Here is a 13829-nt window from a genome sequence, read left to right as displayed (position 1 = left end):
ACGCCCGGCTGGTGGCCTCCGTCGCCGCCGCGCCGGACCCGGAAGCCGCCGCCACCGCCGCACGGCGCCGCCCGGCGGCCCTGGTCGCCGCCTCGGTGGTGGTGGCCCTGCTGCTGACGCTCCTCGGTGTGCGGATGCTCTCCGCCTCCGCCGACGGCGACGGCACCACGCCGACCGCCGCCACCGTTCCCCCTTCCGCCTCCGCCCCGGCGAGCGGCGCCGCGCCGTCCGCCCCCTCCTCCCCGGCGTCGCCGTCGCCCGCGGTGCCCGCCAACCCCGCCCCGCCGGTCCCGGCCTGCCAGGCGCTCGGCTGCGTCCACAAGGACCCCAAGACGACCGGCTGCGGCGGGGACGCCCGGACCCTGCTGACCACCAACATCGGCAAGGTCGTCGTCTACCTCCGGTACAGCCTGAAGTGCCAGGCGGCCTGGGCCGCGATCACCGAGGGCCAGCCCGGCGACCAGGCGACCGTCAGCACCAGCGCCGGCGAGTCGGAGACCGCGCTGATCCACTGGGGGTACGACAACTACTCGTGGATGGTGAACGCGGCGGACCCGGCGGTCACCCTCCAGGTCTGCGGGCAGCGCAAGGAGCCGGAGGGCGCCGCCTGCACCGCCTCGGTCTCCGACCTGGCCCGGACGGTCGCCTCGACCCCGATCCCGGTCGGCCCGGCCTCCCCGCCGCCGGTCACCACCGACCCGGCCCAGCCCGCGCACCCGGAACAGCCCGCCCCGACGGCCCCGACGCCCTCGGCCGGCTAATCGAGATAGCCCCGGAGCTGGGCGGCGAAGGCGTGGTCGCGGAGCTTGACCAGGGTCTTGGACTCGATCTGGCGGATCCGCTCCCGGGTGACCCCGAAGAGCACCCCGATCTCCTCCAGCGTGCGCGCCCGCCCGTCGTCCAGGCCGTAGCGGAGCTGCACCACCTGGCGCTCGCGCTCGCCGAGGGTGGCCAGCACCGCCTCCAGGTGCTGACGCAGCAGCAGGAAGGCCGCCGACTCGGCGGGTGAGGCGGCGTCGGCGTCCTCGATGAGGTCGCCGAGCGCGACGTCGTCCTCCTCGCCGACCGGAGTGTGCAGCGAGATCGGCTCCTGGGCGAGCCGGAGCAGTTCGCGCACCCGCTCCTCGGTGAGCTCCAGGACGGCCGCGATGTCGGCCGGGGCCGGCTCGGTCCCGCGCTCCTGGAGCAGCGAGCGCTGCACCCGCACCACGCGGTTGATCAGCTCGACCACGTGCACCGGCACCCGGATCGTGCGGGCCTGGTCGGCCAGCGCGCGGCTCATCGCCTGGCGGATCCACCAGGTCGCGTAGGTGGAGAACTTGTAGCCGCGCGCGTAGTCGAACTTCTCCACCGCCCGGATCAGTCCGAGGTTGCCCTCCTGGACCAGGTCGAGCAGGGTCAGCCCGCGCCCGATGTAGCGCTTGGCGACGGAGACCACCAGGCGCAGATTGGCCTCGATCAGTCGGCGCTTGGCGAGCCGGCCGAGCGTGACCAGGGTGCCCAGTTCGGCGGCCAGCCCGGCGGCGGGCCCCGGTTCGCGGTTCAGCCGCTCCTCGGCGAACAGGCCGGCCTCGATCCGGCGGGCCAGTTCGACCTCCTCGGCGGCGGTGAGCAGCCGGATCCGGCCGATCTCGCGGAGGTACTGGCGCAGCAGGTCGGCCGCCGGGCCGGCGGGATCGGCACCGGGCGGCGCCGGCGCCCCCTCGGTCTCCTCGGCGGCCTCCTCGGCGACGCCCTGGGCGGCGTCGTCCTCGGCGTCGGGGTGCCCGGCGGGCAGTCCCTGGGCGGGCACCCGGGCGCCGACCGGCGGTGGTGTCCCCGCCCGGCCGTGGTCCTCGGGCGGGTCGGTGGTGGTCTGAGCGGTGGTGGGCTGAGCGGGAGCGGCGAGGCCTCGGTCCACGGGCATCCCCTCGGGACGGGCGCGACTCTGGCGGACCCGCGCTGAACGGAGGTGGGACGTCCTCCAGTGTGGGGCACGCCACACTCCGTGGCCGAGACTCGTGCGCGGACTTTTTGAACGCGGCCCTACAACGCGGCGGCGCCCAGGCTGCGCAACGACTGCCCGTACTGCTGGAGCTGCCACAACTCGGTCTGCACCGCGTGCAGTTCCTCGGGGGCGGCCCGGTTGCCGAGCCGCTGGAGGTGGGCGCGGACCTCGCCGACCCGCCGGTCCACGGCCAGCATCCGCAGCTTGACCAGGAACTCGCCCGCGTAGACGGCGTCCACCTTGCGCCGCGAGCGCACCGGCTCCACGGTCAGCTCGGTGACCAGCGAGCGCACCCGGTCGTCGGGGCTGACCTCGCGCACCACGGCGGTGAAGTCGGCCAGGGTGGCCCCGTACGCGGCGCCGCCGGCCTGGCCGATGGCGCGGCGCACGGCGGTGTACGGCGGGGTCGGGAACTCGTCCTCGGCGTAGTTGTCGAAGGCCGGGGCGACCAGGTCCGGGTGCTGCAGGGCCAGCTTGAGCAGCTCGCGCTCGACGAACTGGGCCGGGTCGCGCGGGTTGAGCACGAAGGCGGGCCGGGCCGGGCGGTCCGGCTGCGCGGGCTCGGGGCGGCGCTGGCCGTTGGCGCGCGGGTTCTGCTGGCGCTCGCGGTCCCAGCGGGCCAGCTGGGAGACCCGGCGGACCACGAACGGCTCGTCCAGGATGCCGAGCATGCCGGCCAGCCGGACGGCGTACTCGTGCTGGATCGAGCGGTCCTTGATCTTGGCGACGATCGGCGCCGCCTCCTCCAGCGCCGCCGAGCGGCCCTCCGGGGTGTCCACCCGGTGCTTGGCGACGACCGAGTTCAGCGCGAACTCGAAGAGCGGGACCGGGTTGTCGATCAGCTCGCGGACCGCCTCGTCGCCCTGGGCCAGGCGCAGCTCGCACGGGTCCATGCCACCGGGGCTGACCGCGATGGAGGTCTTGGCGGCGAACTTCTGGTCGTCCTCGAAGGCGCGCAGCGCGGCCTTCTGGCCGGCGGCGTCGCCGTCGAAGGTGAAGACGGTCTCGCCGCGGTACTGGGAGGTGTCCATCAGCAGCCGACGGATGATCTTGATGTGGTCCTCGGCGAAGGCGGTGCCGCAGGTGGCCACCGCGGTGGTGACCCCGGCCAGGTGGCAGGCCATCACGTCGGTGTAGCCCTCGACCACCACCGCCCGGCCCGACTTGGCGATCTCCTTCTTCGCCAGGTCGATGCCGTAGAGCACGTGCGACTTCTTGTAGATCGGCGTCTCGGGGGTGTTGAGGTACTTCGGCCCGTTGTCGTCCTCGCGCAGCCGCCGGGCGCCGAAGCCGATCACCTCGCCGGCGATGTCGCGGATCGGCCAGACCAGCCGGCCCCGGAACCGGTCGATCAGACCGCCGCGCTGGCCCTGCGAGGCCAGGCCGCCGAGCAGGATCTCCTTGTCCGTGAACCCCTTGCCGCGCAGGTAGCGGACCAGGTGCTCCCAGCCGGCCGGGGCGTAGCCGACGCCGAAGGTCTTCGCGGCCTCCTCGTCGAAGCCGCGCTCGGCCAGGAAGCGGCGGCCGATCTCGGCCTCGGGCGAGGCGAGCTGCTCCTGGTAGTAGGCGGCGGCCACCTTGTGCGCCTCGACCAGGCGGGTCCGCTCGCCCTGCTGGTGGCGGGGGCTGTAGCCGCCCTCCTCGTAGCGCAGGGTGATGCCGGCCTGGGCGGCCATCCGCTCGACGGCCTCGGCGAAGGTGAAGTGCTCGATCTTCATCAGGAAGGCGATGGTGTCGCCGTTCTCCTGGCAGCCGAAGCAGTGGAAGACGCCCTTGGAGGGGTTGACGTAGAAGGAGGCGGACTTCTCGTCGTGGAAGGGGCAGACGCCCTTGTACTCGCCGCCGCCACCGTTGGTCAGCTGTACGTAGTCGCCGACCACCGCGTCGATCGGCAGTGCGCTCCGCACCGCCTGTACGTCTTCGTCCCTGATCCGCCCGGCCACCCCGGAAGTCTACTGGGAGGGACGGGCCGGACGGCGGGCGCGAGGCACCCCGGTCTCCCGGGTGCGGTCAGCTCCGGTCCCGGCCCAGCAGCCGGGCGTGCAGGGCGAGGGCGGAGGCGTCGGTGAGGGTGGCGATCTGGTCGATCACCGTGCGCAGGGCCGCCCGGTCGTCCTCCGCCTCCCGGTACATCGCGGCGAACACCGGGTCGAGCACCTCGGGGGCGCGCCGGCTGAGGACCTCCGCCAGCTCGGCGATCACGATCCGCTGCCGGGCCCGCAGCTGGGCCTGCTCGTCGCGCTGCATCACGTACCGGACGGCGACCGCCTTGAGCACCGCGCACTCCAGGCGGACCTCGCGCGGCACCACCAGCTCGGCGGTGTACCGGGTGAGCCGGCCGGGGCCGTAGCGGGCCCGGGTGGCCTGCTCGGCGGCCAGGCAGAACCGGCCGATCAGCTGGCTGGTGAGGTCCTTGAGCCCGGCGCGGGCGCGGGCGGTGCCGTCGTAGGAGTCGGGCCACCACTCCTGGGCGAGCAGCCGGTCCAGGGCGGCGGCCAGCTCCTCGGGGGCGGCGTCCCGGGCGTAGCGCTCGGCGACCTTGAACAGTTCAGCGCGCTCGCCCGGGGCGCGCAGCGCGGCCGGGTCGATGTGGCCGGCCTGCAGGCCGTCCTCGACGTCGTGGGTGGAGTAGGCGACGTCGTCGGACCAGTCCATGACGGTGGCCTCGAAGCACCTGCGCCCGGCCGGGGAGCCGGCCCGCAGCCAGCGGAAGACCGGCAGGTCGTCGGCGTAGACGCCGTACTTGGGCGAGGCCGGGTCGGCGGGGTGGGCGCCGTGCGTCCACGGGTACTTGGTGGCGGCGTCCAGGGCGGCGCGGGTCAGGTTGAGGCCGACGCTGCGGCCGGGCCAGGGGGCCAGCCGGGCGGGCGCCTCGTCCTGCGGGGCGAAGCGCTTGGGCTCCAGGCGGGTCAGGATGCGCAGCGACTGCGCGTTGCCCTCGAAGCCGCCGCAGGCCTCGGCGGCCTGGTCGAGCGCCTCCTCGCCGGTGTGGCCGAACGGCGGGTGGCCGATGTCGTGGGCCAGGCAGGCGGTCTCGACGAGGTCCGGGTCGCAGCCGAGGGCGGCGCCCAGTTCGCGGCCGACCTGGGCGCACTCCAGCGAGTGGGTCAGCCGGGTGCGGGGGAAGTCGCTGCGCATCGGGGCGACCACCTGGGTGGTGCCGGCCAGCCGGCGCAGGGCGGCGGAGTGGAGCACGCGGGCGCGGTCGCGCTGGAACGCCGTGCGGCCGGGGCGCTTGTCCGGTTCGGGCACCCAGCGGGCCTCGGCGGCGCGGTCGTACGGGGTCGGGGTCGGGGTCGGGGTCGGGGCGGCGGTGAGGCGGTGCGCGGTGTCGTCCATATGACCCTCACGGTACGCCGCGGCTGTGACACCGGAAGTGTGCCGCGCGCGACGGCGCGCGGGCCGGGGCGTGAACCCTTGAACCCGCGCGCCGGGGCGCGGACACTCCCGTCCGGGTCAGCCCCGGACCGCCTTGAGGACGGCCTCGGCGGCGCCCTGCTGCCCCTTGGCGTTCGGGTGGATCGCCGCCAGGCCGTGCGCCGGGAACGGCGGCTCCACCCAGCGGGCGTCCTCCCCCGCGCACATGTCGTGGCCGGCCGAGGGCGCCGTGAGGTCCACGAAGACCGCCCCGGCCGCCTCCGCCCGCCGCTTGAGCATGGCGTTGAGCTGCTGCTCCTTCTCGACCAGGAAGCCCAGGTCCCCGGCGGTCACGGTCGAGCCCAGCACCGGGACGCAGCTCGCCGGGTCGGCGGGCAGCAGCGCCGGGTAGCCGACCACGTAGACCCGGGCCTGCGGGGAGCGGCGCTTGATCTCCTTCAGCTGCCCGCCCAGCCGCTCGCCCGCGGCGTCCACCTTCCGCTGCACCTCGTCACCGCCGCCCGCGTCGGCGTAGGAGTCGCGGCAGGGCGCGGCGGCCCGGTCCGAGCCGACCAGGCCCTTGAACGCGTCCACCAGGTTCTCCTTGGCGCACTGGCCGACCACGTCCATGAACCCGGCGTCGTTGCCGCCGATCCCGAGGGTCACCAGGCGGGTGGCCGGGCCGAGCGCGTCCAGCTGCGGCGGGTTGCTGCCGCCCTCGGTGCTCTGGGCGCCGGTCAGGTCACCGGTGCGGGCGCCGCTGCAGCTGACGTCACGGAACCGCTCCCCGGACAGGCCGAGCGCCTTGGCCACCAGGGACGGGTAGTTGACCGCCGAACGGGAGCAGCCCTTAGGCTCCGCCCCCTGCTGCGGACTGATCCTCAGGCCCGAGGTGTACGAGTCGCCGAGCGCCACGTACGGCCCGGCGGGCGTGGGGGTGGGCGTCGGGGTCGAGGCGGCAGCGGCGGCGGCCCGGGCCGGCGCGGAGCCGTCCGGGGCCGCGGCGGCGACGGTCCCGGCGCCGGTGGAACCTGAGCAGCCGGCGACGAGCACGGCGGCGAGGCCCGCGCTCAGCGCACCGGTGAGCGCGGCGGTCGGGCGTACGGACAGAGGCACGGGATCCCCCCGGGTAGGAGCCTTAGGCGTTCTTCCTACGACGGCCCGTCCCCCGGGCACCGCAATGCCAACGGGCGGGCGCGTCCGATCGCTCCCGCCCGAGGGCACCGATTTCTCCGGCGGCGGCGCGCCGCCGCCGTCCCGCCGTCCCGCTGTCCCGGGCTACTCCGGGCCGCGCTCGTGCTCGGCCAGGAACTGCTCGAAGCGCCGGCCCAGCTCGTCCGCCGACGGCAGGTCCACCGGCTCGGCCAGCAGGCTCTCCCGGCCCTCGGCGCCGGCCACCGCGTCGTACTGGCCCTCCATGCCGCGGATCGCCGAGCGCAACTCGCCGTCCCCCTGCGCCAGCTGCTCCTCGATGTCGGCGTACACCACGTCGACGCGCTCGCGCAGCAGGGTGCCCGGCAGCACCAGCCCGGTCGCGGACTGCACCGCCTCCAGGATCATCACCGCGGCCGCCGGGTACGCCGAGCGCGCCACGTAGTGCGGCACGTGCGCGGCGAAGCCCAGCACGTCGTGCCCGGCCTCGGCGAGCCGGAACTCCAGCAGGGCCTGGGCGCTGCCCGGCACCTGGGCCTGCTCGAACCACTGCGGGTAGCCGGCCGCGAGGTCCAGCCGGTTGCCGTGCGGCGTCAGGCCGACCGGGCGGGTGTGCGGCACGCCCATCGGGATGCCGTGGAAGTCCAGGCTCAGCCGGACGCCGAAGCGCTCGACCAGCTGGCGGACGGCGGTGGCGAAACGCTCCCACTCGACGTCCGGCTCGGGGCCGGTGAGCAGCAGGAACGGCGAGCCCGCCGTGTCGTGGACCAGCTGGAGCAGGATCTCCGGCGGCTCGTAGGAGGACCAGTGCTCGCGGTCGAAGACCATCGCGGGGCGGCGGGCCCGGTAGTCCACCAGGCGGTCGTGGTCGAAGCGGGCCACCACCTGCGGGGCGCCCGTCTCCAACAGGTGGGCGACCACCTGGGCGCCCGCCTCGCCGGCGTCCATGAAGCCCTCGAAGTGGTGGAGCAGCACCAGGCCGGCGCCGGTGTCCGCCAGCGCGGCCCTCGCCGCGGCCACGGCGGCCACGCCCTGCTGGTCCAGCTCGTACAGCTCCTGGGGATCACGCACCGCTCACCCACACCCCGTTTCTCTTCCTCGTCGCGGTTCGCCACGTCCGCTGTCCCCCACGCGTCGGCGCGCGTGGGCTCGCGCCCGGCTCTCCTCGTCCAGCGCGCGGGGCGCCGCCGGAATTCCCGCGGGGGCGGTCCCGTTCGTCCGGACGGCCCGCGACGGACCCCCGGCGGGCCGGCCGGACCATGATCGCACCCGCCGGGAAAGCCCCTGGTCAGGGGGGTGCGAACGGCCGCCGGGGCCCGCCCGGGCGCCGCCCCAGGGGCCATTCGTGTGCCGCGAAGTGACGCACCGCCTTCTGACGGGTATCGTCCTCTCGCTGCCTCGCATCGTCGCGTCGTCGTCACGTCGTCCGTAACGCCGTCGACCACGTCCCGGACCGGTGTTCGGCCAGCCACCCACGACGCATCTTGCCTTCATCTGGCCGCCTGCTTCCCTTCGCGCACTCGTTTCCTCCTCGGCCATCTCGCGGACGCACACTGTCCCCTCGCTCATCCCGCCGGACCGGTCCGTGGACCCGTGTCCGTTCCGGCACCGCGCTGCCCGTCTCCGGGCCGTCGCTCCCCGCCCCGCTCGACCGGCCTCCGGCGTGCTCGGGCACCGGTGGGCGCACGCCGGGACGGGGCGGAAACAGTCATCGCTCGCCCGTGCCGCACCCCGGCGTGGGCCAGCGCCCTCCGACCGATGAAGGACCGAAGGTTCCGTGCCCGTACCTGTCATCCTCACCGGCCGCACCGTGCGGCTGGAGCCCCTCGCCGCGCACCACGCCGAGGCCATCGCCAAGGCCGGCGCCGAGGACCGTACGACCTACGCCTTCACCCCCGTCCCGCACGGCCTGGAAGCGGCCCGCGAGTACATCGCGCGCGCCCTCGCCGACCAGGCCGCGGGCCGGTCGCTGCCGTTCGCCACGGTGAACCAGGCCGACGGCCGGGTGGTGGGCTCCACCCGGTTCCTGGAACTCGACTACTGGCAGGGGCCGCTGGTCTGGCCGCCGGTGCCGGGCGTGCCGTTCGGCGACCCGGACACCGCCGTCCCGGACGCCGCCGAGATCGGCAACACCTGGCTCTCGCCGCGCGCCCAGGGCACCGGCATCAACACCGAGGCCAAGCTGCTGATGCTCCGGCACGCCTTCGAGGCGTGGGGCGTACAGCGGATCTCGCTGCGCGCCGACGCCCGCAACCTGCGCTCGCGCACCGCCATCGAGCGGCTGGGCGCGACCTCCGAGGGCGTCCGCCGGGCGCACTCGCGGGGGCTGGACGGGGTGGTCAGGTCGACCGCGTTCTACTCGATCCTGGACAGCGAGTGGCCGGCCGTCCGGGACATCATCGAGCTGCGGATCGCCGCCGCCACCTCGCCGAGCGCCCCGGATCCGGCGATCAACCAGGAGTGCCTTAGACACGGCGGCGGCGCCGGGCACCTGATCACGGCCTGAGGCCGGGAGTCGGGCGCCGGCCGCCGGGGCGCCCGGCGATGGTCAGGCCGGGCGGCCCCGGACGGCCACCGCCAGCGCCCGGTGGAGCGGCTCCGGACCGGACCCGTCCTCGAAGCGCCCCTCGGAGCCCTCGGCGGGCGCCTCGACCAGGGCCGACACCGGCCGCCAGCCGCCGGTCGGCACCGGTTCCACCCGGACCTCCCAGACCTCGGAGCCGGCCCGGCCGCGGTGGCACAGGTGGAGCACCCCCTCGGCGGTGTACGACGTCCACCTGTCGTCCGTGTGCCGCGGGCGCAGGCCGGACCGGATCCGCTGCCACTGCTCCTCGCTCCAGACCACGTCGGGGACGGGGCAGGGGCGGAGCCGCCGCGGCGACGTCGGCCGGTCGTGGTCCGGCGGCCTCGCGACACCGCCCGGCTCGGGGAAGGCCCAGGCCGGCAGCGGCTCGCGGGCGGCCAGCCAGGCCTCCGGGATGCCGGCCGTCCCGGTGTGCGCGGCGACGACACCACCGGTGATCGCGGCCACGGTGTCCATGTCCCCGCCGGCGGCCACCGCCTCCCAGACCGCCGCCCGGTAGTCCGTGAGCCGGCGGGCCGCGCACCACAGCGCGTACGGGACGGTGTCGGCGGCGCTGGTCCGGCTGCCGTTGCCGAGCATCCGGGCCGCGACCGCGAGGTCCGGCTCGGCGAGCAGGGCGAGCGCCTCGGTCAGACCCTCGCGCACCGCCCCGGGCGGAGTGAGGTCGCGCACCGGCTCCAGGAAGCCCTCGGGCGTCACGGCCCCGGCGCGGGCTCGGGCCGCGAACGCGGCGGCCACGGCGACGGCGATCGCGCCGTCCACGGCCTGCGGGTGCGTGTGCGTGACCGTCGCGGTGTCGGCGGCCGGCCCGACCACCGCGCCCGGGTCGTCCGCGTACGCCGCCCCGAGCGGGGCCACCCGCATCGCGGCGCCGTTGCCGTACGACCCCTGGCCGTCGAACAGCCCGGCGGCCAGCGCCTTCGCGTCGCCGCCCTCCCGGATCAGCCGCAACAGGCGGTTGGCGGACGGGCCGTAGCCCCGGTCGAAGTCATGCCGGCGGGCGAAGTAGTGGGTGAGGTCGAACACGTCGATCCCCCCGCGCTCGGTGTGCGCGGCGTACACCGAGCAGGCCATCTCGGTGTCGTCCGTCCACGGCCAGGGGCCGGGCGGAGCGGTGCGGGCTCGGAGGTGAGTGCGGGCGGTGGCGGGGACGAAGAACTGGGCGCCGAGGGCGTCGCCGACGGAGAGGCCGTTCAGCGCGTCGAGCGCCGGGCCGGTGTGAGGAGTCGTCATCACGGGAAAGCCCACCCTCCCCGCCGCCCCCGCGTCAACCTCGTTTGACCGGACAGTCCCCCGGCGGGCGATGTTCCGCATACCGCCGATCCGGGTGGGAACCACCCGGGCATGACCAGAGCCGGCTCCCTCGTCGACCCGCTGCTGCTGCTCGGCGCCGACCAGCAGCACATCGCCACCCGCGCCCAGTTGCGCGGTCTCGGCGTGCCGTCCGGCACCATCGCGCACCGGCTGCGACCCGGCGGGCCGTGGCAGCGGGTGCTGCCCCGGGTGATCTGCCTGCAGACCGGACGGCTGACGGCGCACCAGCGGCTGCGGGCCGCCGTCGCCTACGCGGGGCCCAAGGGGCGGGCGGCGCCGCCGGGCGGGGAGGTGCTGCTCACCGGGGTGGCGGTGCTCGCCGACGCCGGGCTCCCCTCGGCCGGACACCCGGCCGACCTCACCGAGGTGGACGTGCTGATCCCCGCTCAGCGCAAGGTCGCCGACCGGGGGTTCGTGCGGATCCACCGGGCGGACGGGCCGATGCCCGGCGGCTTCGAACGCGACGACGGCCTCTGGAGCACCTCGGTGGCCCGGGCGCTGGCCGACCTCGCGCCCCGGGAGAGCGGACGGCACCGCTTCCGCGCCCTGTGCGCCGAGGCCGTCCAGCGCCGGCACTGCGAACTCGGCGAACTGCTCGACCAGTTGCTCGCCCGGCCGGACGTACGCGAGCTGCCCCGGCTGGCCGGGGTGGTGGAGGAGCTGACGGCCGGGGTGCGCTCGGTGGTCGAGGGCGAGGCCCGGGACGCGGTGCGCGGCGCCGGGCTGCCCGAACCGCTCTGGAACCCGGTGCTCTTCCTGGACGGGCGGTTCCTCGCGGTGCCCGACGCCTACTGGCCGCAGGCCTGCGTCGCGCTGGAGATCGACTCCCGGGCCTGGCACCTGCGCCCGGCCGACCACGAACGGAGCCTGACCCGCGCCAACCGGCTGACCGCCGCCGGCCTGCCGGTCGTCCGCACCACCCCCGTCCAGCTGCGCCGCGACCCGGGACCCGTGCTCCAGGAGCTGGCCGTCCTCCTCGCGACCGGCCCACACGCCCCGCACGCCCGGATCAGCTGGCGCCGGGCCCGCTGATCAGCACTCGCCGAGCACCTCGCTCGCCGTCACCAGCCACGCCCCGCCGCGTGCGCCGGCAGGACGGAGCCGTCGCCCGACTCGTTGGAGGCCAGCAGAGCGTTCCAGTAGGCGGTGTAGTCGTCACGAACGTGCGACTGGGCGGCGTTCCATGAAGGTTCTCCCTCCGGGGCTCGTCGGGCCGAGACGGTCACCACGAAGCCCCCGACGAGCAGCACCACGAACAGCACGGTGAGGACGACGGACCGGCTGGGCTTTCGCATCACCGCGCTCACCCCTGACCGAGCAGTTTCCGGGCCGCCGAGACGCGCTGCGCCGACCTCTCCTTGACCGCCTGAAGCGCGACCTCGTTCTGGCCGATGAACTGCTTCTGGTAGGCGGTCTGGACGGTGTACCAGGTGCCGAGCAGCTTCACCTGGGTCTTGCAGTTCATGTCGGCCACCGCCGTGGCCTTCTCCTGGTCCGAGACCGGGTCCGGCCATGCCGCCGAACTCGCCTGCACCGGGCTGGAGTAGTGGTAGCCGAGCCCCGCCATGCAGGACTGCCAGGCGGTGATCGCGGCCTTCACCCGGCTGTCGGTGGCGGTGCGGCCATAGGCCTTCCCCCGGAGGTCGCCGACCAGGTCTCCGGAGTTGCTCTTGATCCCCGCGTCCTGGAACTGGCGCTCGATCTCGCCCGTGCACCCGCGATCGGTCTTGGCGTCCGCGACGCCGGCGGGCGCCCTCCCCGCGCCGGTCAGCGCCTGCTGGTAGGCATCGCTCTGCTCGACCGCGCCGGCCGCCGTGGAGCCGGTGGCGCTCTGCCCGGAACCTGCGGGCCGGGGCGGCTTGTGGTAGCCAGTCTGCCGGGCAGCGGCGGCCGAGAGCAGCCCGAGGTTGTCCGGATCGATGGGACTCTGCGGCGGGGCCACGGGGACCTCACCCGGGGCGTAGTCGAAGCCCTTGGCCTTCATGCACGTCCGGGTGGCCTGACCCATCGCCCGGAAGATGACGGCGGACTCCTCGGTGCTGACCGAGTAGCCGTCCAGCGGCATCGCGACCCGGGCGCCGTCCAGCGGCTCCGCCATGATCTGCCCGATCTCCGGCTCGGGCCCGACGTCCTCGGGCCGCCCGCCCTCAGCACCAGAGCCGCACCCCGCCAGCAAGCCCGTGAGGACGACCGCCGCCACCGCGTGCACCCTGCGCACCCTCATACCCCACCTCTCCGTCATACGTTCACGCCGGCGCGCGAACCCGCCCCCGGTCCGGGGCCCCACCGGTCACGGCGGAGCCCCGGACGGCGCTTCAACCTACTGACTAGCAGCCGGTCACGGTCCCGTTCCACCACAGGTAGTCCTGCGCGCTGGAGGCCTTGCCGAACTTGCTGCCGTCCGCCAGGCAGCGCTCAAGGTGGTTCCACTTGTTGTTGCCGTTGACGCTCTGACCGAAGCCCCAGCAGTGCATGAGGGCGCTCTGGTCGGAGTAGCCCCGCATGGCACCCGAAAGCAAGGAGCATGATCGAGGACAGGTCGTCTGTAAAACGCAGTACCGCGCTCATGCACAGTCGAGGCCGGATCTCAACCGCTCCCCCGGCCGCTCACGCAACGTCACCCGCCTCGGGGGCAAAACGAACTCGAAGCGCACATTCACGCCCAGGGGTTCGATAGCGGAGCAGATCCCACAGAGCCGCTGCTCTCGGCGGCGTCACCGACGCGGGCGCGGCAGCCGGGGTCAAGCGGAGCGTTGCATCGGGGCGGTGTTGCCGCCGATGACGATCATTCGGGAACGGCTCATTCGTACACCAGTGAAATGGCTCAGCAGCGGGCGTCGATCTCCTGGAAGGTACCGTAGTGGTCGGCGGTCCAGTACTGCTCGCCGGAGTCGCCGGTGACCACGCGGCGGGCGCCGCGGTCGGCGGAGCCGGGGGTGACGACGGTGAACTCGTGGTAGTAGCCGGAGGTCTCGCGGGGGAGGCGGTTCTCGCGGTTCTCGAAGACGATGCCGTCGGAGCGGTAGGGGTAGGGGCCGCCCTTGGCGATCAGGCCGAGGGTGTCGAGGGCCTGGGCGGGCAGCTTGGTGCGGCAGACGTCGGCCATGGCCGGATCGGTCGGCACCCAGGTGGTGGCGGCGGTCGCCGCGGGCGGGGTGGCCGGGGCGGACGGCTTGGGCGCGCTGGGCTTCGGGGCCGACGGGGCCGACGAGCCGGCCGGCGCGCTGGACGAGGCGGCCCGGCCGGTGGAGGTCGCGGTGGCCTTGGGCGTGCCGTCGCCGGTGCCGTCGGACGCGACGTAGCCGACTGCCGCGGCGATCGCGCAGAGCAGCACGGCGAGGACGGTCCACAGGCGGTTCTTGCTGGTCATGGGCTCCAGCTTGACAGTCGGCGGCCCCGGGCGCGGAGAGCCACACACGTGGCCGCGGCCACATC

General features: G+C 74.8%; 13 protein-coding genes. 3 read left to right on the top strand and 10 right to left on the bottom strand.

The window, feature by feature from the left end:
* Positions 1–761: DUF2690 domain-containing protein (locus ABD308_RS03410; protein ID WP_344325295.1), on the top strand; the 761-nt coding region annotated here is incomplete at its 5' end.
* Here the strand turns inward: ABD308_RS03410 and ABD308_RS03405 are convergent.
* The 5 genes from ABD308_RS03405 to ABD308_RS03385 form a co-directional block, all read right to left on the bottom strand.
* A complete protein-coding gene (locus ABD308_RS03405; protein WP_344325292.1) occupies positions 758–1906 on the bottom strand; it encodes an RNA polymerase sigma factor in 1149 nt (382 codons plus the stop codon). The two genes, ABD308_RS03410 and ABD308_RS03405, sit on opposite strands and share 4 nt — an antisense overlap.
* Positions 1907–2025: 119 nt before the next feature.
* A complete protein-coding gene (dnaG, locus tag ABD308_RS03400; protein WP_344325289.1) occupies positions 2026–3930 on the bottom strand; it encodes a DNA primase in 1905 nt (634 codons plus the stop codon).
* Positions 3931–3997: 67 nt separating this feature from the next.
* Positions 3998–5326, bottom strand: a complete 1329-nt coding sequence (locus ABD308_RS03395) for a deoxyguanosinetriphosphate triphosphohydrolase (protein ID WP_344325286.1) — start codon at positions 5324–5326, stop codon at positions 3998–4000.
* A gap of 117 nt (positions 5327–5443) precedes the next feature.
* Positions 5444–6460: an SGNH/GDSL hydrolase family protein gene (locus tag ABD308_RS03390; RefSeq protein WP_344325284.1), complete on the bottom strand. Its 1017-nt coding sequence runs from the start codon at positions 6458–6460 to the stop codon at positions 5444–5446.
* Between the two features lie 162 nt (positions 6461–6622).
* On the bottom strand, positions 6623–7567 hold the full coding sequence (locus ABD308_RS03385; protein ID WP_344325282.1) for a PAC2 family protein: 945 nt from the start codon (positions 7565–7567) through the stop codon (positions 6623–6625).
* A 706-nt stretch (positions 7568–8273) separates the two neighbouring features.
* Between ABD308_RS03385 and ABD308_RS03380 the strand changes: the two genes are divergently transcribed.
* Positions 8274–9002, top strand: a complete 729-nt coding sequence (locus ABD308_RS03380; RefSeq protein WP_344325279.1) for a GNAT family N-acetyltransferase — start codon at positions 8274–8276, stop codon at positions 9000–9002.
* A gap of 42 nt (positions 9003–9044) precedes the next feature.
* Here ABD308_RS03380 and ABD308_RS03375 read toward each other — a convergent pair whose 3' ends face one another.
* The gene (locus ABD308_RS03375) at positions 9045–10313 is read right to left on the bottom strand and encodes an ADP-ribosylglycohydrolase family protein (RefSeq protein ID WP_344325276.1); all 1269 of its coding nucleotides are present in this window, start codon (positions 10311–10313) and stop codon (positions 9045–9047) included.
* Between the two features lie 111 nt (positions 10314–10424).
* On the opposite strand from ABD308_RS03375, the gene ABD308_RS03370 reads away from it, so the two are divergent.
* A complete protein-coding gene (locus ABD308_RS03370; protein WP_344325274.1) occupies positions 10425–11426 on the top strand; it encodes a hypothetical protein in 1002 nt (333 codons plus the stop codon).
* Between the two features lie 29 nt (positions 11427–11455).
* Here the strand turns inward: ABD308_RS03370 and ABD308_RS03365 are convergent, their stop codons facing one another.
* The 4 genes from ABD308_RS03365 to ABD308_RS03350 all read right to left on the bottom strand — a co-directional run bounded on the left by ABD308_RS03365 (position 11456) and on the right by ABD308_RS03350 (position 13764).
* The gene (locus ABD308_RS03365) at positions 11456–11689 is read right to left on the bottom strand and encodes a hypothetical protein (RefSeq protein WP_344325271.1); all 234 of its coding nucleotides are present in this window, start codon (positions 11687–11689) and stop codon (positions 11456–11458) included.
* 8 nt (positions 11690–11697) lie between these two features.
* Positions 11698–12618: a hypothetical protein gene (locus ABD308_RS03360; protein WP_344325268.1), complete on the bottom strand. Its 921-nt coding sequence runs from the start codon at positions 12616–12618 to the stop codon at positions 11698–11700.
* Between the two features lie 103 nt (positions 12619–12721).
* A complete protein-coding gene (locus ABD308_RS03355; protein ID WP_344325265.1) occupies positions 12722–12898 on the bottom strand; it encodes a hypothetical protein in 177 nt (58 codons plus the stop codon).
* 320 nt (positions 12899–13218) lie between these two features.
* Positions 13219–13764: a ribonuclease gene (locus ABD308_RS03350; protein ID WP_344325262.1), complete on the bottom strand. Its 546-nt coding sequence runs from the start codon at positions 13762–13764 to the stop codon at positions 13219–13221.
* Positions 13765–13829: the final 65 nt, after the last annotated feature.

Source organism: Kitasatospora putterlickiae, assembly GCF_039527695.1.
GTDB classification, from domain to species: Bacteria; Actinomycetota; Actinomycetes; order Streptomycetales; family Streptomycetaceae; genus Kitasatospora; species Kitasatospora putterlickiae.
Note: the sequence above shows the minus strand (reverse complement) of the source record. Positions and strands in the feature narration are given on the sequence as shown.

Excerpts from the sequence above, each read along its gene's own strand:
- ABD308_RS03405 (WP_344325292.1), bottom strand. The coding sequence starts at position 1,906 with ATGCCCGTGGACCGAGGCCTCGCCGCTCCCGCTCAGCCCACCACCGCT.
- ABD308_RS03395 (WP_344325286.1), bottom strand. The coding sequence starts at position 5,326 with ATGGACGACACCGCGCACCGCCTCACCGCCGCCCCGACCCCGACCCCG.
- ABD308_RS03375 (WP_344325276.1), bottom strand. The coding sequence starts at position 10,313 with ATGACGACTCCTCACACCGGCCCGGCGCTCGACGCGCTGAACGGCCTC.
- ABD308_RS03370 (WP_344325274.1), top strand. The coding sequence starts at position 10,425 with ATGACCAGAGCCGGCTCCCTCGTCGACCCGCTGCTGCTGCTCGGCGCC.
- ABD308_RS03365 (WP_344325271.1), bottom strand. The coding sequence starts at position 11,689 with ATGCGAAAGCCCAGCCGGTCCGTCGTCCTCACCGTGCTGTTCGTGGTG.
- ABD308_RS03360 (WP_344325268.1), bottom strand. The coding sequence starts at position 12,618 with ATGAGGGTGCGCAGGGTGCACGCGGTGGCGGCGGTCGTCCTCACGGGC.
- ABD308_RS03355 (WP_344325265.1), bottom strand. The coding sequence starts at position 12,898 with ATGCGGGGCTACTCCGACCAGAGCGCCCTCATGCACTGCTGGGGCTTC.
- ABD308_RS03350 (WP_344325262.1), bottom strand. The coding sequence starts at position 13,764 with ATGACCAGCAAGAACCGCCTGTGGACCGTCCTCGCCGTGCTGCTCTGC.